This window comes from Psychrobacter sp. PL15 (assembly GCF_035984995.1).
GTDB lineage: Bacteria > Pseudomonadota > Gammaproteobacteria > Pseudomonadales > Moraxellaceae > Psychrobacter.
Window position 1 is genome coordinate 1 of the sequence record NZ_JAXCIB010000016.1, and the last position, 18,414, is coordinate 18,414.

At 44.0% G+C, this 18,414-nt stretch carries 13 protein-coding genes; 11 read left to right on the top strand and 2 right to left on the bottom strand.

The features are described 5' to 3' along the window. Positions 1 to 271: 271 nt before the first annotated feature. Together RCH20_RS11135 and RCH20_RS11140 are read left to right on the top strand one after the other, a co-directional pair. Entirely contained in the window at positions 272 to 1,519 is a 1,248-nt protein-coding gene (locus RCH20_RS11135; RefSeq protein ID WP_327193626.1) for an NnrS family protein, read from the top strand. A gap of 154 nt (positions 1,520 to 1,673) precedes the next feature. Continuing rightward, positions 1,674 to 2,252 carry an Rrf2 family transcriptional regulator gene (locus tag RCH20_RS11140; protein ID WP_327193627.1) on the top strand — a complete coding sequence of 193 codons (579 nt, stop codon included), beginning with the start codon at positions 1,674 to 1,676 and terminating at the stop codon, positions 2,250 to 2,252. Between the two features lie 308 nt (positions 2,253 to 2,560). Here the strand turns inward: RCH20_RS11140 and RCH20_RS11145 are convergent, their stop codons facing one another. Then, positions 2,561 to 3,307: a hypothetical protein gene (locus RCH20_RS11145; RefSeq protein WP_209957050.1), complete on the bottom strand. Its 747-nt coding sequence runs from the start codon at positions 3,305 to 3,307 to the stop codon at positions 2,561 to 2,563. Positions 3,308 to 3,828: 521 nt separating this feature from the next. On the opposite strand from RCH20_RS11145, the gene RCH20_RS11150 reads away from it, so the two are divergent. The 9 genes from RCH20_RS11150 to mmsB all read left to right on the top strand — a co-directional run bounded on the left by RCH20_RS11150 (position 3,829) and on the right by mmsB (position 17,305). After that, positions 3,829 to 4,620 carry an ankyrin repeat domain-containing protein gene (locus tag RCH20_RS11150; RefSeq protein ID WP_327193628.1) on the top strand — a complete coding sequence of 264 codons (792 nt, stop codon included), beginning with the start codon at positions 3,829 to 3,831 and terminating at the stop codon, positions 4,618 to 4,620. 313 nt (positions 4,621 to 4,933) lie between these two features. After that, a complete protein-coding gene (locus RCH20_RS11155; RefSeq protein ID WP_327193652.1) occupies positions 4,934 to 6,121 on the top strand; it encodes an MFS transporter in 1,188 nt (395 codons plus the stop codon). Between the two features lie 169 nt (positions 6,122 to 6,290). Beyond that, on the top strand, positions 6,291 to 7,961 hold the full coding sequence (locus tag RCH20_RS11160; RefSeq protein WP_327193629.1) for a fatty acid--CoA ligase: 1,671 nt from the start codon (positions 6,291 to 6,293) through the stop codon (positions 7,959 to 7,961). Positions 7,962 to 8,300: 339 nt separating this feature from the next. Further along, complete coding sequence (locus RCH20_RS11165) at positions 8,301 to 10,355, top strand: propionate--CoA ligase (protein WP_209957055.1); 2,055 nt, start codon at positions 8,301 to 8,303, stop codon at positions 10,353 to 10,355. A 458-nt stretch (positions 10,356 to 10,813) separates the two neighbouring features. Continuing rightward, on the top strand, positions 10,814 to 12,301 hold the full coding sequence (locus RCH20_RS11170; protein ID WP_209957057.1) for a CoA-acylating methylmalonate-semialdehyde dehydrogenase: 1,488 nt from the start codon (positions 10,814 to 10,816) through the stop codon (positions 12,299 to 12,301). A gap of 407 nt (positions 12,302 to 12,708) precedes the next feature. Beyond that, positions 12,709 to 13,869 (top strand): acyl-CoA dehydrogenase family protein, encoded by a 1,161-nt coding sequence (locus RCH20_RS11175; RefSeq protein ID WP_327193630.1) that lies wholly within the window; start codon positions 12,709 to 12,711, stop codon positions 13,867 to 13,869. 215 nt (positions 13,870 to 14,084) lie between these two features. Then, positions 14,085 to 14,867 (top strand): enoyl-CoA hydratase, encoded by a 783-nt coding sequence (locus tag RCH20_RS11180; RefSeq protein ID WP_327193631.1) that lies wholly within the window; start codon positions 14,085 to 14,087, stop codon positions 14,865 to 14,867. 51 nt (positions 14,868 to 14,918) lie between these two features. Then, on the top strand, positions 14,919 to 16,160 hold the full coding sequence (locus tag RCH20_RS11185) for an enoyl-CoA hydratase/isomerase family protein (RefSeq protein WP_327193632.1): 1,242 nt from the start codon (positions 14,919 to 14,921) through the stop codon (positions 16,158 to 16,160). Positions 16,161 to 16,330: 170 nt separating this feature from the next. Next, positions 16,331 to 17,305: a 3-hydroxyisobutyrate dehydrogenase gene (gene mmsB, locus RCH20_RS11190; RefSeq protein ID WP_327193633.1), complete on the top strand. Its 975-nt coding sequence runs from the start codon at positions 16,331 to 16,333 to the stop codon at positions 17,303 to 17,305. A 314-nt stretch (positions 17,306 to 17,619) separates the two neighbouring features. Here the strand turns inward: mmsB and RCH20_RS11195 are convergent, their stop codons facing one another. Beyond that, a complete protein-coding gene (locus RCH20_RS11195; RefSeq protein WP_327193634.1) occupies positions 17,620 to 18,378 on the bottom strand; it encodes an IclR family transcriptional regulator in 759 nt (252 codons plus the stop codon). Positions 18,379 to 18,414: the final 36 nt, after the last annotated feature.

Consider the following 18,414-nt stretch of genomic DNA (forward strand, 5'->3'; position numbering starts at 1 on the left):
CTCACTTTGGCGGTGGATAGTAACCTTGATGCTAGCGCATCTAGGCCTCTTTTTCACCTGCTGTTTGAAATTGCACTTCACGTGTTAATCTAAGTATCCTATTATTTAGCAGCATTGTGTCCTTGTTAAATTGGATCGATTATAGAATATGTTCTAATATAAAATTGAATTCATAACGTCCATTGCATAACTTATAACATTCATTTAAAATGAATGTTTATGCGAGTATTTTTAAGATAAGTTTTACTAAATATACATTAAGAAGTCTACTATGCAATCGCTCTCTTTACCCAACCAGCCCCCAACCTCACCGCATCCTATTCTTAACCTCAGTTTTCGCATATTTTTTAGTGCAGGGGCACTATTCGCCATTATTATTATGGCGCTGTGGGCGTTGGTATTTACTGGTCATACTAATATTGATGCACAAACCTTAAATCCCTTGTATTGGCACGGCCATGAAATGGTGTATGGTTATGCAATGGCTGTGGTAGCGGGATTTTTACTAACCTCAGTGAAGACTTGGACTGGGGTAATGATGCCGCATGGTTATAAACTATTGGGTATTTTTGTTTGTTGGTTGCTGGCACGTCTAGGATGGTTAGCCTTTGGTTTAGGTGTTAGTTTAGGTTTTGGATTTGAGCAAGCCGCTTGGCTGTATACGGCGGCTATATTTGATATGTTATTTATAGGATCAATGGCGTTCTTTATTTTTCGAGCGGTGCTACAGGTTAAGCAGTATAAGCAAATGGGTATTTTAGCCAAGCTTGCGCTACTGACGGTCGGTAATGGGCTATGCTATTGGGGTATCATTAGCGCAAATATGAACCTGACTAAGATTGGCATGTATCTTGGCTTTTATTTAATTATTGGCTTGATCCTAACCATTGGTAGGCGAGTAGTGCCGTTTTTTATTGAGCGTGGTTTGAGCGTTGGTGGCACAGAAAAAGTGACCTTACGCAATAATAAAGCGCAAGATATTGCCAGCTTACTGTTTTTCTTAGCCTTTTTTATCGTTGATTTGTTTTATCCTAACAAGTATCTGCTGACCATTACTGCACTCGGAGTAGCGGCAGTTAATATCGTACGCTTAATAGGCTGGTACCATCATGGTATTTGGCAAAAGCCGCTACTATGGTCGCTGTATATTGCATTTTTGGGTATGTGTCTGAGCTTCTTATTGTACGCGTTACAACCTTGGCTCGGTTATAACCACAGTATTGCAGTGCATGGGCTAGCGATTGCGGGTGTTGGGATGATGACCCTAGCGATGATGGCGCGGGTGTCGCTTGGCCATACCGGACGCAGTATTCACACGCCGCCTAAAACAGTGACTGTCATGTTTGGTTTGATGGTGCTAACCTTTATTAGCCGCGTGCTATTGCCCATAGTAGATATGGATAACTATCTACTATGGATAATGATTGCGCAAGGGGCGTGGATTGCGTGCTTTACGTTATTTTGCATCAGCTATTTACCCATGCTGGCGCGACCTAGACCTGATGGCTTGTTTGGTTAGCAGGTAATCCCCCTATATTCGCGGTACGGTGTTAATCGAGCTAGGAATACTAATGTATGTCCTGCGCTCGATTTCCTTGCACCACTTCTATATTGGAATGACCTTAAATCAAAATTTTATTTTTAATATAATAGAGAAATAGGAGCGTTATAACATGCGTCTGACCAACTATAGTGATTATGCACTGCGCTCGTTGATTTATTTGGCGGTCAAGCCTGAGCGGGGAGTGCTTGCTAATATCAGCGACATTGCGCGCAGCTACGATATCTCTAAAAGTCATTTAACCAAGATTATTCATCAGCTTGGACAGTTGGGTTATATTCATAGTGTGCGCGGTAAGAATGGCGGTATTCGGCTGGCACGTGATCCTAAAGATATTAATTTGGGCGTATTGATAAAGCAAATTGAGCCAGATTTTGACTTGGTAGAATGCTTTGCCACGACCTTACCCAACACTGATAATTCTATTAATGGCATCACTGGCAGCACTAATCATGATACGACTTATGATAATAGCTATGGTGAGGCTAATACTCCAGGATTGCCTCTGACGCTTATCGATGAAACAGCCGTAAAGGGGCAGAATACCAAAGCGGGCTGCGCTATTAGTCCGGCCTGTCAGTTGAAAGGGGTGTTTTTTGAAGCGTTAACGGCGTTTATTACCGTGCTTGAAGGTTACACGCTGGCAGATATTATCAGTAACGAAGTTGAGCTTGCGAACTTATTATCGTGAAGGAGGGTATCGAGGAAGACTCTGTTTAAAGATAAAAGGCAGGATTCTTCGAGATACTTCATTTATGAAATCATTAAAAAAGGCTACCAAAATGGTGGCCTTTTTTTGATTGCTCTAGCTAGCATGTATCATACATAGCGTTATATCCTACGAGAAAAAATATCTCAAGCTATAGTTAAAATACCTTAAAAACACTAGGGTACTGCTGGTATAAGCTTTTTGCAGCCTCTGTCTGCGTAGGCACAGCAAGCAAGAAAAACTTATGCCAGCAGTATGTTATGTATCGATATTACTTTTTATTGACTGTATTAAGCTTTTTCAAGCTTAGGACGGGCTTTATCAATAGCAGTCAGTAACGCCTTTTCAAAGCCACCGACTTCAAATTTTACCAAACCTGAGTGCGCCGCACAGAAATTATGGGTATCACGCCATTGATGGGCGATTTTGGTTGCCCAGTCGCAATATTGCTCACCGGCATCTGACTCATTTTTGAGTGCTTGTTTGGTGGTTGGATGTAGCATTAATTCGGGTAGTATCGCTTTAAGTATTTTGGAAGGGGGGCTCATAAAAGTATCATCAATATGCACGCTTTGACTGGCAGGATGGCGCACCAATAGCGAGCCTGCATGAACTTTCTCATTCGGCGATATGTAGTAGATACCTTTAGGCAAAGAGAACTCAAGCTCAGGGTAAAGTTGAGCTACCGCGTCGCTTTCAACCAGTTCAGCGGCCCACTGCACTTCGGGTAACTGTTTAGAGTGGCGTTCACTGCCATAAAAGGTAGCCTGCGGAAAGTCTTTAGCCATCTGCGCACAGTGCATGGTATGAAAAGGATGCACGTTGAGTACGGCTTCTACGTCCTGGCCATTATTGGTCAATGCCATAACCTGTCCACGTACATCATCGGTTAGCGTGTAACTGTCCAAGAATATAAAGCGCCCTGACCTTAACTGTACCAAGGAGCATTGAGTACCGATATCGATGATGCCGCCCAAACGAAATGAGCCTTGTATGTTCCAAAAGCCTGCGCCTAAATTATAGATTTTATCTGTCATCTGCATTACTCCTTAATAACTTAATAAATAATGTATTGAATACTGCTGGGATTAAACTGCTTTAATTAAATAGGGGTTAAATGAAATAGGGGTTAAATGAAATAGTATCCGAAATGGTGTGCTAGTTAGATTAATGGCTACCTAAAATGAGCTGTATAACTACTATGTTGTTGTACTTATGGAACTATCGCTAATAACTTTCACTCTCAGTTTATAGATAGTGGCTGGGTTTTAAAGGCTAAATATGTATTAATAAGTAGTAATGAGTATTAATAAGCCATCATTTAATCCTGATAATTTCTACATAACATACGATGAATAGCACTGGCAATTGCCGCATAATATAAGTAGGAGTTCAAGAGGCTGGCAACCTACCATCATGAGCTTGAGATACTAATAATGTCTGAGATACTTATTAGGGTGAGACATCCATTGGTCCAAAACTCAGACACCAATCAAAAATTGCTGCTACTAGTTGGTCACGTATGGCTATTATTCAATTTACTTTTTAAGGTTGCACTATGAAACTCGTCTATAAAATGAGCGCATCAGCTATCACGGCTGCTATGCTACTAACCGGATGCTCAAGTCTTAATACTGATAGCAATATGAACAAGGATGATGTTGTTCAAGCATCTCAAGTGGCCCCTATCGTGCAAACAGATTATCGCTTCAGCGCTGCGGAAAACTTCGATATCGCTAACAAAGACAAGCTTTCTTATCGTATGTTTTATAATGAGCCCAGCAAAGGTGCAGATGCTAAGTGGTTTGATGCGATAAAACACGGCGACCTAGCGACCGTTAAATATATGGCAAACAACGGCCAAGATTTGGAAGCTAAAGATACTGGCAATCTTAATCAGACCGCGCTAGGCTGGGCGGCATTTATCGGCTATGAAGATATCGTAGATTATTTAATTAACCAAGGCGCTAGCTTGCAAGCGACGGATAAAGGCGATGTCTATAATGTCCTAAAATCTTCTGCGCTGGGAAAAAACACTAATGTGGTCAAAAAAGTATACAACTTATTAAATGCTGAAAAGCCAGTAGATTTAAATGATCAGACCCTAGAAGGTGACGGCGAAACCCTGATTATGGTTGCCGCTAGTAATAATCGCTTAGAGACTGTGAAATACTTGCTATCGAAAGGGGCCAATCCAAATCTCGTTGCCACTACCAAAGATAAGAAGATGGGCTCGTATAACCAAGGTGCCTACTCATATGCTTGCACACGCGGTCACGTGAAGATGCAACAGCTGCTGTCAGAAAATGGGGCTATTAATCATCGCACTGGCAAGGCAAGCTGTGAATAAGTGCTTTGCTTGCGTTAATAACTGATGTAAAAGATAAGGCTGCTAATAATCAATAGCAGCCTTATCTTTTTAGGCTCTAAACGCTTATTTACGACACTTTGCTCTCTAAGCAAGTTTGGCAATGTGGTACCATAATGCGCTTACTGTTGTGATTATAAGCTTAGGCTGTCATAACCTCGCCTCTACACTCACGCTCAGATAAACGGCGTCCAACATAGTCAGTATTACCGTGAATGATCATTCCTTAAACAACGCTCAAACAGACAGCGCCACTCAAGTACCCAGTGCGTCTGCACCCTCACTTGCGCCAGATATGCCTGATTCTAATTCACCTTCGTGGGCCCTAAAGCTCACCATCAGTCTTATTGGAATGTTTGCCTTTTTGCAGGTATATTCTATCCAAGCAATACTACCGGTATTGATGGTGGATTTTGATGCTACTGAAGTGCAAGCGGGCATGATTGTCGGAGCGACAGTGATGGCCATTGCGATCATGTCGCCGTTTCTAGGTATGCTATCTGATGCGGTTGGGCGTAAGCCATTTATTGTGGGCGCGTTATTGTTTTTAGCGATACCCACTGCCTTAATTGCTCAGAGTCCCAGTATTGGTTGGCTGGGACTGTGGCGATTTATGCAGGGCCTATCAGTACCTGGTATTACGGTAGTGACCATTGCCTATATTGGGGAAGAGTTTAAAGGGCGAGCCGTCACAGAATTGATGTCATTTTATGTTTCAGGCTCAGTACTCGGCGGCTTTATGGGTCGTTTTTTGCTGGGGCATCTACATGAATTTATTGGCTGGCGCTATGGCTATTATGTGATGGCGGCAATGACCTTGATAGGTGCGCTATGGGTAGGAAAAATGCTGCCAGCGTCGCGCTGCTTTGAAGCCAATCCGAACTTTCGTTCAGCGACCCAAACGCTCGGCGAGCACCTAACCAACCGTTATGTGGTAACGGCCTGCTTGCTTGGCGCCTGTGTGTTGTTCTCCTTAGTAGGTTGCTTTACCTTTATCAATCTACACCTCGCCAAGACCCCTTATGAGCTGAGCACTGGACAGTTGGCTAATATATTTGCTGTGTATTTGATTGGGGTAGTCATCACCCCATTATCTACTAAATTGCTACGTCGTTTTGGGGCAGCGCGCACTGTTCGAGTAGCGGTAGTGGTATCAATGGTTGGTGTGTTATTGACACAAGTCACGCCACTGTGGGGCATTATTGTGGGACTTGCTATCATGTCATCAGGGGTGTTTATTACTCAAGCGGCGACCATCAGTTATATCGCGGTTAATGTTAACAAGGGCCGATCACTAGCCTCTGGTTTGTATTACATGGGCTATTATGCAGGCGGTACAATGGGCGCATGGCTGTGTGGATTAGCGTATGCGCGCGGAGAATGGAAGTTAACAGTGTGGCTATTGTTATTTGTACAAGTGTTGGCATTAGTCGTCGCCAGTTTTGGAATGGTTAAAACCAAAACCCGCGCCACTTCTACTTAATATAATAGTGAGTATAGGTTTTTTCTTACTATCGATAAGTACCTGATCAAAAATATTTGTCTGTACGACAATAATCCGTTAGTCTTGAAACCAATTACAATGACTCAAAAGTTACTTGTCTGTATTTTTATAACGTTACTCTGATAACATTCACAAGGAAGTCCAATCTATGTCAAACGCTTATCCCAGTGCACCATCCGCCTATGAGTTTCCACTACTCATCAAACAACTATTAAATCGTGCCAAAACGGTGTCACTAGATCAAGAAATCATTTATGCCGACAAAAAACGCTTAACGTACGCAGAGTTATTTACTCGTATCAATCGTTTGGCGAATGTCCTAGAAGACTTGAACCTTGACGCTGGCGATGTGGTTGCAGTCATGGATTGGGACAGTCATCGTTATTTAGAATCGTATTTTGCCGTGCCGATGTCGCAATATATTTTACAAACCGTTAATGTTCGCCTGTCACCAGAAAAAGTGCTTTACACCATCAATCATGCCAAGCCTAAAGTTCTAATGCTTAACTCTGAGTTTGCTGAGCTAGTGAAGAATTACCAGTTTGAAAACTCTAGTATTCAGCACATTATTTGGCTAGATGATAATGATATGAGCGTTGAAGGGGTGTTTGGTGACAATCAAGGCCGCGTAGTCGGTGAGTATGAAGCGTTATTAGACAGTGCTGACAGTGATTTTGACTTTCCTGATTTCGACGAAAATACGATTGCCACTACCTTTTATACCTCAGGTACCACCGGCGACCCTAAGGGTGTATTCTTTAGCCATCGTCAATTGGTATTGCACAGTTTGGCAGAAGCGGCGTCATTTGGTATGTTGCCGAACAAGCAGGGCGTTAGCTATGGCGATGTCTATATGCCCATGACGCCGATGTTTCATGTACACGCATGGGGCTTTCCTTTTACCGCAACCATGATTGGGCTAAAGCAAGTGTATCCGGGTCGCTACGCGCCAGACACCTTACTAGATCTAATCATCAATGAGAAGGTAAGTATTACTCACTGTGTACCGACAATTTTGCAGATGGTGCTCAAAGAAGCGCAAGACCGTGATACCAGCTTTAATGGGCTAAAAATGATTATTGGTGGCTCAAGATTAACTGAAGGTTTAGCGAAAGCGGCACTGGCGCAAGGTATCGAGGTTTACACGGGTTATGGTATGTCTGAGACCGCACCGTTGATCAGCTTAACGGATTTCAGTATTAATGAGCCTAAGATGAGCGAAGAAGAAGATATCGCTCGTCGCTGTATGACCGGTAAGCCAATATTGATGGTTGATGCCCAAGTTTGGGGTGAGAACAATCAGTCGGTTGCTACTGGTAAAGAGCATACCGGCGAGTTGGTGCTACGCGCGCCTTGGCTGACCCAAAGTTATCTCAAAAATGATGATGCGGGCGTTGAGCTGTGGCAACAGGGCTATATGCATACTCAAGATATTGCCTACATACGTCCTGATGGTTATATTAAGATTACTGATCGTCTCAAAGACGTGATTAAATCTGGTGGTGAATGGATTTCGTCTCTAGAAATTGAGACTATTCTGTCCTTGCATCCGTCAGTAGCTGACGTGTCAGTGATTGGTATTCGGGACCCACAATGGGGTGAGCGTCCGTTAGCATTAGTAGTGCTTAAGCCGGACTGCCAGGAGACCAGTAGTGACGATATTAAGGCTATTGCCGATCAGGCTGTTAGTAAGGGCATTATTCCTAAATATGGCGTACCTAGCGAGTTTAAGTTCGTTGATGAACTGCCCAAAACCTCTGTTGGCAAGCATGATAAAAAGTTGATGCGAGAGATGTATGGTAATCAAACGGGAGTGTAGTTAGTTTCCCACTAATAAAATGAACCAGTGTCAGCTGCGTTTATCGAGCTAGTTATGCCAGGTAAGAGAAGTCCACACTCGTATCGTTATTCGTACGACTGTAGATTGATTGTTATGAAGGCATTTAGCATTTTATAGGCTTAGCAGTTGACCTTTATTACTGGCTCTGCTACATTTTAAACCGATACATAACGTATCGGTTTTTTACTTTCGGCAAGGAAGACCAGAGTTTCATTATAATAATGCTACGCTGTCATTTAACAAGATTGCATTACACTATACTCATTATTTTATTTCGTTATATTTCGTTGTATTTCGTTTACGCTAAGGATAGCCATTATGAGCGAGCACGCCTCTAATAAAATCAGCAATCAAGTCTCTAATCAAAACTCTGAAAATCCAGTAACTACTGAGCAAGCACCTACCTTTTCTGAGTTATATCACTCCTCTATCAATGACCGTCAGCAGTTTTGGGCGGAACAAGCCAAGCGCATTTATTGGCACAAAGAGCCAGAGCAAATCCTTGATGACAGTAATTTGCCCTTTGCCAAGTGGTTCGTCGGCGGAGAGACCAACCTATGCTATAACTGCGTTGATCGCCATTTACCTGAGCGCGCTGAACAAGACGCTTTTATTTGGCTGTCCTCAGAAGTTAATCAAGAGTTGATAGAGACTTATCCAGCGATTGTTGATGCTTTTAGCGACTTAGGCAACAGCGTTGAGTTTTATACTGACTATACTAAGCGCCGTCTGACTTATAACGAGCTTTACAAAGAAGTCAATTATTTTGCAGATGTATTACAGCGTCATGGTATTGGTGAGGGTGATCGGGTCATCATCTATATGCCGATGATTTTAGAAGCCGCTTATGCCATGTTAGCTTGTGCGCGTATTGGCGCTATTCATTCGGTGGTATTTGGTGGTTTTGCTGCGCATAACTTGGCCATTCGTATGGACGATGCCGAGGCAAAAGTGGTCGTCACTGTTGATGCCGGCTTACGCGGTGGTAAGGTCATTAATTATAAAAGCCTGGTCAATCAAGGCGTCGAGCAAGCGACTATCAAGCCTGAACATGTGATAGTCGTTGATCGCGGTATTTTACCCTTTAAACCACAGGCGTTAGATATTGACTATGCAACTGAGCGCCGTGTCAGCTGCGAAGCCAATGCTGTTGTTGAGCCAGTCTGGTTAGAGTCTAATACGCCCTCATATTTGCTTTATACCTCTGGTACCACAGGTACGCCAAAAGGGGTGCAGCGTGACACCGGTGGTCATGCCGTGGCGCTAACTACCTCGATGGACTATATCTATGACGGTAAGGCTGGCGAGACCTTTTGGGCGATATCAGATATTGGCTGGGCAGTTGGTCATTCTTATACTATTTATGCGCCGTTACTTGCTGGCATGACCAGCGTCATGTATGAAGGGTTACCACATCGCCCAAATCCAGGTATCTGGTGGCGTATCGTGGAAGCCAATAAGGTGAACATTTTGTTTACTGCACCTACGGGTGTGCGGATGCTCAAAAAACAAGATGAAACTTGGATGACTCGCTATGATGTTTCTAGTCTCAAGTCGTTCTTCTTAGCGGGTGAGCCTCTTGATGAATCAACGGCCAATTGGCTTGCTAAGCATTTGGGCGTGCCAATTTTAGATCATTACTGGCAAACCGAGTCGGGCTGGCCCATTTTGAGTAACACCCCAAAATTTGATCATAAACCGCACAAGCAGGGATCGCCTGGTTATCCTATGTATGGCTATGACGCCCATGTTATTAATGAGGAAACCGGCGAACGTTGCGCTGCAGGTGAAAAAGGGTTACTGGCGATTAGTGCACCATTACCACCGGGCTGCTTGACGACTGTCTGGCGCAATGATGAGCGCTTTATTGATAGCTACTTTAGCTTGTTTGATGGCAATGAGTATTCTACCTCAGATTATGCAGTCACTGATGAGGACGGCTATTTCCATATTCTTGGTCGCACAGATGATGTCATCAATGTCGCTGGACACCGACTGGGCACCCAAGAAATCGAAGAGGCCATCAGTACTCATCCAGAAATGGCGGAATGTGCGGTAGTTGGCATTCATGATGAGTTAAAGGGCGAGTTACCTATCGCGTTTTGTGTGTTAAGAGATCACGAGCAAGTTGCAACCACTGAAAATCGCTTTCGTCTTGAGCAACAAATTATTGGTGCCGTTGTTAAGTCCCTTGGCGGTATTGCCCGTCCAGCGGCTGTGTATTTCCCGCAGGCGCTACCCAAGACCCGCTCGGGTAAAATATTACGCCGCGCTATTCGGGCCTTAGCAGAAGATAAACCAACCGGCGATATGTCAACCCTTGATAATCCAACCGCAATTGATGCGGTGAAGCAGGCTATGAAAGATTATTAACAGCGAATAGCTATTCTAATGGTCAATAACAAATATTTAAGCTCATGGATTTCTAACTCAGTATAGATAATCCATGAGCTTTTTTATTGGCTTACAATACTTTATCTCGCAAGCACTTCAATGAGTTCGTCTGACAGTTGAAAGGACGTTTATATCGTTCATATCTAGAGAAGGACCGACTGACCCAGCAAGAAAATAGACTTTCGGTAACTACTGTAATGACAACAAAACTTTTATTCGGGTAGGCAGTCTTTATCAAAACTTTAATAAAGCGCTTGACCCTAAAATTGTTTTATTGTTATAGTCAATAACGATACGTATTAAATCATTTTATATATAGTTGATAACAAGAAAATTAATTATCAATAAATGACGTTTTACTCACCCTTTAATGAATAAAGACGCTGCCCTATGAGTAAAGTAGCTTAGTAGTAGCGCAAACAAGATAAGGATATCTTATGCATCACGTCCAACAACTTATCAACGGCCAGTTTACCAAATCAGCTACTAGCGAGTGGCTTGATATCACTGATCCCGCAACTCAAGAAGTCATTGCCAAGGTTCCGCAAACCACAGATGACGAAATCAATCAAGCTGTTGCCGCCGCGAAGACCGCTTTTCAAACCTGGCGTAAAACCCCCATTACCACTCGTGCCCGTATTTTTTTAAGATACCAAGCCCTAATCCGTGAGCATATGGAAGAACTGGCAGAAATCCTGACCGCTGAGCAAGGCAAAACAATCGCCGATGCCCGTGGTGATGTGTTTCGTGGCTTAGAAGTGGTTGAGCATGCGGCTGGCATCGCCAATTTACAAATTGGCGACTACGTCGAAAACGTCGCTTCTGGCGTTGATACCTATAGTGTTTGGCAGCCATTAGGCGTCTGTGCAGGTATCACTCCGTTCAACTTCCCAGCGATGATTCCGTTATGGATGTTCCCAATGGCTATTGCTACTGGCAACACCTTTATCCTCAAACCTTCTGAACAAGATCCAATGGTTACTATGCGCTTAGTAGAGCTAGCCATAGAAGCTGGCGTTCCTGAAGGCGTGTTAAACGTGGTTCATGGCGGCAAAGCAACGGTCGATGCTATCTGTGATCATCCGGATATCAAAGCGGTATCTTTTGTGGGTTCTACTGCAGTGGGCAAACATGTCTATGAGCGTGCCAGTCAATCAGGTAAGCGCGCGCAATGTATGATGGGCGCAAAAAACCACGCAGTTATCTTGCCGGATGCTAACAAAGAACAAACCATGAACCAACTGGCAGGAGCCGCCTTTGGGGCTGCTGGTCAGCGTTGTATGGCGTTATCAGTAGTGGTGTTGGTCGGCGCAGCAGGCGAATGGGTTGATGACATCAAGGCCAAAGCAGAAGGCTTAGTACTCTCAGCGGGTAAACATGATAAAGACTTAGGCCCACTGATATCGCCTGCTGCCAAAGTGCGCGTAGAGCATCTGATTGCGACTGGTGTGGAGGAGGGCGCAAGCTTAGTGCTTGATGGTCGTGGTGTCACGGTTGAAGGTTATGAGAAGGGTAACTTCGTTGGGCCAACTATCTTTGATAATGTCACCAATGACATGCAAATTTATCAGCAAGAAATATTTGGCCCCGTACTATGCATCATGCGTGCTGATAGCCTAGATGAGGCTATAGAGCTGCTCAATGCCAACCCACATGGTAACGGTACTGCTATCTTTACCCAATCAGGGGCGGCGGCGCATAAATTCCAACAAGATATTGAAGTTGGACAAATCGGCATTAACTTACCAATTCCTGTGCCTCTACCGATGTTTTCTTTCTCAGGCTCACGTGCCAGTAAGCTTGGTGACCTCGGTCCTTATGGCAAGCAAGCGGTACAGTTTTATACCCAAACGAAGACCGTGACTGCACGTTGGTTTGATGATGAGGCCAGCCGTGGTAAAGTTAATACGACTATTTCGATGTAAGCGTTAGTTCATTACATTAACTAGCAGTCTTTAAATATGCCATTGAGTGCTATATATAAAGACTGCTACAGTCAATCCAATTTAAAAACGACACAGTGCTGCTGTTATGAATTTTTCGTAGACTCTGTCACGCGTGCGAACAGCAAGCAAGAAGAATTTATACTAGTAGCACGCTGACACAAAAGTATCTGTTCTACTTTGAACTGGCTATAGCTGATTTTTAATAAATAGTAGTTGATTAATAGTGGCTGGGAAAATTTATGCTACTTCTGGAACAATCTACCGCAAGCAAATAATTCTTTACAAGCAACTCTTTATAAAGCAATAAAGCAATAAAGCAATAAAGTAATAAAGTATTCAACATAGCCCTATATTTATATACCGTGCTTATAGAAAAGGATAACCTCATGGATTTTTCATTAACCGACGATCAAGTTGCTTTTAGGCAGACCGCCAGACAGTTTGCACTCAAAGAGCTTAAGCCCCATGCTGCTGAGTGGGATCGTAATTCTCATTTTCCAATCGATGTGATTAAAAAAACTGGGGATCTTGGTTTTTTAGGGCTTTATACCAATCCAGATTATGGTGGCTTAGGGTTACCGCGCTTAGATTCTGCTATTATTTTTGAAGAACTGGCATGGGGTGACACGTCGGTCGCGTCTTACATGAGTATCCATAATATGGTGGCATGGATGATCGGTGAGTATGGTAGTGCGGCGTTATGTGAGCAATATATTCCTAAGATGGTTAGCGGCGAGTGGCTAGGCAGCTATTGTCTAACCGAAGCTGGCGCCGGTTCTGATGCGGCGTCTTTGCGTACCAAAGCGGACAAGCAAGGCGACTATTATGTGCTAAATGGTGAAAAAGCCTTTATTTCAGGCGCAGGCGAGACCGATGTATTGGTAGTCATGGCACGCACCGGCGGTAGTGGACCAAAAGGGGTTTCAGCATTCGTGGTTGATGCCCATAGTGACGGTATTGAGTACGGCAAAAATGAGCAAAAAATGGGCTGGAAAGCACAGCCAACCCGTACTATTAGCTTTAAAGATGTCAAGGTACCAGCAGCGAACTTAATAGGCGAAGAAGGACAAGGCTTTCGTATTGCTATGAAAGGTCTCGATGGCGGACGTATTAATATTGGCATTTGTGCGGTAGGTACAGCGCAAGCAGCGCTTGAAACTGCGACCAACTATGTCAAAGAACGTAGCCAGTTTGGCAGCCCGATTGCCGAGCTACAGTCGGTACAGTTTAAGCTTGCCGATATGCTCACTCAAACGATTACCGCACGGCAAATGCTATATCTAGCGTCCAGCAAAGTTGATGAGAATGATCCGCAAGCCTCAGCTTATTGTGCTATGGCTAAGCGCTTATCAACCGATCTCAGCTTTGATGTGGCAAATGAAGCCTTACAACTGCACGGCGGTTATGGCTATCTGAATGAATACCCACTTGAACGTCATGTTCGTGATTTACGTGTCCATCAAATATTAGAAGGTACCAACGAAATCATGCGGGTGATTATCTCACGTCAGCTATTACAAGACGATGGCCTCAGCAATTTGCGCTAGTAACTGACGTAATGCATTTACGGCTAATACTATAAAACCAGTACTACTAAAACAGTATAGTTAAAACACCTTAAAAACGTGACGGTACTGCTGGTATACGCTTTTGCAGCCTCTGTCTTCGTAGGCACAGCAAGCAAGAAAAACGTATGCCAGCAGTAGGTTATGTATCGATATTATTTTTCACTGACTATGCTAAAGAATAAAAAGGATTATTTATGACGGACTATACCAATCTTAACCTGTCGATTGATGGCCACGTTGCCACTTTAACATTGAATAATCCACCGGCGCATACCTGGACAATGGACAGTCTGCAGGCACTCAAGCAGTTGATGACTGACCTCAATGCCAATGATGAGGTGTATGCATTAATCATTCATGGTGATGGCGAAAAGTTCTTTTCAGCCGGTGCGGATCTCAATAATTTTTCTGATGGCGATAAAGGACGTGCAGTCAGTATGGCGATTGCTTTTGGTGAGGCCTTTGAGGCCTTGTCGGCTTATCGCGGGGTCAGCATTGCAGTCATTAACGGCTATGCAATGGGCGGCGGACTTGAATGTGCGCTAGCTTGTGATATCCGTATCGCTGAAGACCATGCACAGATGGCGTTACCAGAGAACGGCGTGGGCTTATTACCGTGCGCAGGTGGCACTCAAAACTTAGCGTGGCTGGTCGGTGAAGGTTGGGCCAAGCGCATGATCTTGTGCGGTGAGCGGGTGGATGCCGCAACCGCGCTACGTATTGGTCTAGTCGAAGAAGTGGTTGAAAAAGGTACAGGGCTACAAGCGGCACAAGCCTTAGCTTTAAAAGCTGCTAAGCAATCACCAGTTGCCGTCAGTCATTCTAAGACTCTGATTCAAGCCGCTCGTCATACGCCGCCTGCACAGAATCTAATCTGTGAGCGTGAAGCGTTTGTGAAGTTATTTGATACCATGGATCAACGTGAAGGGGTTCAGGCATTCTTAGAAAAACGCGCCCCCAATTGGCAAAATAAATAGCCTTTACTACAGTAGCTTTTTTACCTTTTTTATTATTTATAGGTCACCTTTATGACAGCAGCGGATAATACCAATCAGCCCACGCTAGAGCCAGCATTAGAAGCGCCTGTACTCTTTAAGACAGAAACAACGGATTGTGGTCATCTCATCGGAATCATGACCTTAAACACCCCCAAGTCTCTAAACGCGTTGAGTGTTGAGATGTGTCAGCTGTTATCACATCAGCTTGATCAGTGGCAAGACGATGAGCAAGTGGTAGCGATACTATTAAAAGGGGCAGGCGATAAGGCGTTTTGTGCTGGCGGTGACATCCGTAAGCTCTATGACAGCATGTCCGAAACCGCGCCATTACCGAACCCTTATGCGACTGAGTTCTTTAGTCATGAGTATCGTTTGTATCGTCAGATGCACTTCTACACCAAGCCATTAATATTATGGGGTGATGGCATTATTATGGGCGGCGGCATGGGATTGATGGCGGGTTGTAGCCATCGTCTGGTGACTGAGCGCACGCGTTTTGCGATGCCTGAAGTGACTATTGGACTGTTTCCTGATGCCTCCGGCAGTTGGTTTTTACAACGTATGCCGGCCAAAATAGGTCTGTTTTTAGGACTGACTGGCGCCCAGTGTAATGGTAATGATGCGCTCCTGGCCAATCTCGCTGAATATGCGGTAGAAAGTAGCGACTACGACGCCATCATACAACGCTTAATTCGAAGCGATTGGCAGGCGGCTGTTGATGTCAATCAATCTGCCACTGCTCATAGCATTACCAACCACGCGCTGGCATCACAACCAAGAGCGGATCTTCCTGCTAGTAAGTTAGCGCACCATTGGCAAGCCATTCAGAAGTTGATGACCAGTGGCGGTTTGGCAGATATTGATGCGCTCATGCGTGATGAAGCGGCACTTATGCAGCTTGATGCCAATTTTGCTCAAGACAGCTGGGCGCAGCGAGCAATGTCTACTTATCGTCATGGCTGTCCGGTAACTGTGGCATTAACTTATGCGTTATTTCATAAAGTGGCTGAGCTCTCAATAGAGCAGGTTCTATATTTAGAGACCAACGTTGCCGTACATTGCGCTGCGAACCCTGACTTTAAAGAAGGCGTTCGTGCCCTGCTGATTGATAAAGATAGAAATCCGCAGTGGTCGCGTTCATTAGCAGGCTGTTTGAGCGTAGAGGGACGGGATTATATTGAGCAGCATTTTACTAACCCTTATGCGGAAGGAGAACACCCACTCTCGGACTGGCTAGGTGCTGAGTCACTCGCTGTCCAGTTCGTAAAGTAAACATAAGTATGTACGTTAGATGTCAATCATAGCGTCATGAATTTAATAAAATAATATATTACCGATTATTACTTAGAGACTTTTTAATCTAGCAACTTAATTATCCAGTAATTTTTACTATTTAGTACTTATCAATCGTACTGACCACATAATCATCAAGGAGTGATGAAATGAGCGCAACAGAAACCACAAAACAAAACCAAAACAACAATACTCAAAATAACAATGCTCAAAATAACAAAGCCGCTAAGCCTAAGATTGCTTTTATTGGGCTAGGCAACATGGGGACACCGATGGCAGAGAACTTGCTCAAGGCAGGTTATTCGCTATGTGTCTATGATCTATCAGCACCAGCGATTGCGCATTTACAGCAATCAGGAGCAACAGTCGCTGATAGTCCCAAGGCAGCAGCTGCTGATGCTCAAGTCGTCATCAGTATGCTGCCCGCTGGCGAGCATGTGCACTCCGTTTATCTGGGTGATAACGGTCTATTATCAGACTTGCCTAAAGGCACATTAGTTATTGATTGTAGTACCATTGCGGCAGCCGATGCTCGTGCCGTAGCGGATGCTGCAATTGAGTTAGGCATTGAGTTCTTAGATGCTCCAGTGTCAGGTGGCACAGGTGGCGCTATTGCTGGTAGTTTAACTTTTATCGTTGGTGGTAGTGCTGAGGCTTTTGCTAGAGCTGAACCAATACTAGCCACGATGGGCAAAAATATATTTCATGCAGGCGAGCATGGTGCCGGACAAGTGGCCAAGATCTGCAACAATATGTTGCTGGGTATTTTGATGGCAGGGACCGCAGAGGCGATCAATTTAGGAGTCAAAAACGGCCTAGATCCTAAAGTGTTGTCAGACATTATGCTCCAAAGCTCGGGACGTAACTGGACTTTAGAGGTTTATAACCCTTATCCGCAAGTGATGGATAGTGTGCCTTCGAGCAATCGTTACCAAGGCGGCTTTATGACTAAATTGATGCGAAAAGATCTTAACCTGGCGATGCAAACCGCCGAAAAAACTAAAGTGGATACCCCAATGGGTGCCAAAGCGGCTGAGCTATACGAAGCGCACACTCTTGAGTATGGTGATAAAGATTTTTCTAGCATCATGGCATTTCACGACAGTTCAGTATTGTCTAGCTAATAATGGGTTAGATGGTAGTGAGCTAAATAGTAATTATGCTGTTTTTGATTGATCTAGGTTGCAATTGGTACCAGTTTTAATTTGCACTATAAGTAATAGAATTTATTCGATAATATACTTATAGTGATCTCAAACAGCCACGAACTTTAAGCATTCTATAGTCAATAAAAAGTAATGTCGATACAGTAACTTACTGCTGGCATAAGTTTTTCTTGCTTGCTGTGCCTACGCAGACAGAGGCTACAAAAAGCTTATACCAGCAGTACCGTCGCGTTTTTAAGGTATTTTAACTATATTTAATACGTGCTTTCATATCAGTCTTGCAACTCATAGATCAATGTTTGAATATCTTGTGCTGCTGTACGTAAGCGTGGCACATGAGTCAGTAGATCATCTAAAGACACCCGTATGGTCGGCGCATGCAAGTACAGCGAGGCTAGATAGCGTGATTTCTTATCTAATATCGGTACTGCCACTGCTACCATTTCAGAGATAAACTCTTCATTATCGATACCGATGCCAGTCTTGGCAATATGATCAAGTTCGATATTTAAGGCATCAATATCGATGATCGTATTTTTAGTGAACTTACTTAGCGGCAAGCTTTGTAGTATCTTATTGCGGCTTGAGGTTGGGAGTTGGCTTAGATATAGCTTGCCCGTTGCGGTACACCACATCGGCGACTTTGCGCCCACTGGTAGATAGATCTGTAAGGGTAAGGTGGTTTGTGCGCGGTTGGTATAGATCATATCCATATTATAAGGAATACCAATACCGCAGGTTTCTTCAATTTCATCTACCAACTTTTTCAAAATCATCTGTCGTTCATTAAAGAACTGACGCTGCTGCCAAAGCTCAACGCTCAGATTGCGCACCCGCTTGCCAGGTATTATACCGCCCCCTAGGTCAACCGCCACAAACCCTTCATCGACTAGGTTTTGAATCAATCGATGGATGGTTGGTTTTGGAATATCAAGCGTTTGCGACAGTTCAAGCGGTGAGATAGGTTTGGCCGCATAGGACACCGCTTCGATGATCTCTAATACACGGGTAATTGACGATACTTTAGGCATATACACAGCTCAATAATAATAAAAAAGGCAGCGGCA

Bases quoted from the DNA above. Each gene is read 5' to 3' on its own strand.
- RCH20_RS11135 (WP_327193626.1), top strand. From the start codon at position 272: ATGCAATCGCTCTCTTTACCCAACCAGCCCCCAACCTCACCGCATCCT.
- RCH20_RS11140 (WP_327193627.1), top strand. From the start codon at position 1,674: ATGCGTCTGACCAACTATAGTGATTATGCACTGCGCTCGTTGATTTAT.
- RCH20_RS11145 (WP_209957050.1), bottom strand. From the start codon at position 3,307: ATGACAGATAAAATCTATAATTTAGGCGCAGGCTTTTGGAACATACAA.
- RCH20_RS11150 (WP_327193628.1), top strand. From the start codon at position 3,829: ATGAAACTCGTCTATAAAATGAGCGCATCAGCTATCACGGCTGCTATG.
- RCH20_RS11155 (WP_327193652.1), top strand. From the start codon at position 4,934: ATGCCTGATTCTAATTCACCTTCGTGGGCCCTAAAGCTCACCATCAGT.
- RCH20_RS11160 (WP_327193629.1), top strand. From the start codon at position 6,291: ATGTCAAACGCTTATCCCAGTGCACCATCCGCCTATGAGTTTCCACTA.
- RCH20_RS11165 (WP_209957055.1), top strand. From the start codon at position 8,301: ATGAGCGAGCACGCCTCTAATAAAATCAGCAATCAAGTCTCTAATCAA.
- RCH20_RS11170 (WP_209957057.1), top strand. From the start codon at position 10,814: ATGCATCACGTCCAACAACTTATCAACGGCCAGTTTACCAAATCAGCT.
- RCH20_RS11175 (WP_327193630.1), top strand. From the start codon at position 12,709: ATGGATTTTTCATTAACCGACGATCAAGTTGCTTTTAGGCAGACCGCC.
- RCH20_RS11180 (WP_327193631.1), top strand. From the start codon at position 14,085: ATGACGGACTATACCAATCTTAACCTGTCGATTGATGGCCACGTTGCC.
- RCH20_RS11185 (WP_327193632.1), top strand. From the start codon at position 14,919: ATGACAGCAGCGGATAATACCAATCAGCCCACGCTAGAGCCAGCATTA.
- mmsB (WP_327193633.1), top strand. From the start codon at position 16,331: ATGAGCGCAACAGAAACCACAAAACAAAACCAAAACAACAATACTCAA.
- RCH20_RS11195 (WP_327193634.1), bottom strand. From the start codon at position 18,378: ATGCCTAAAGTATCGTCAATTACCCGTGTATTAGAGATCATCGAAGCG.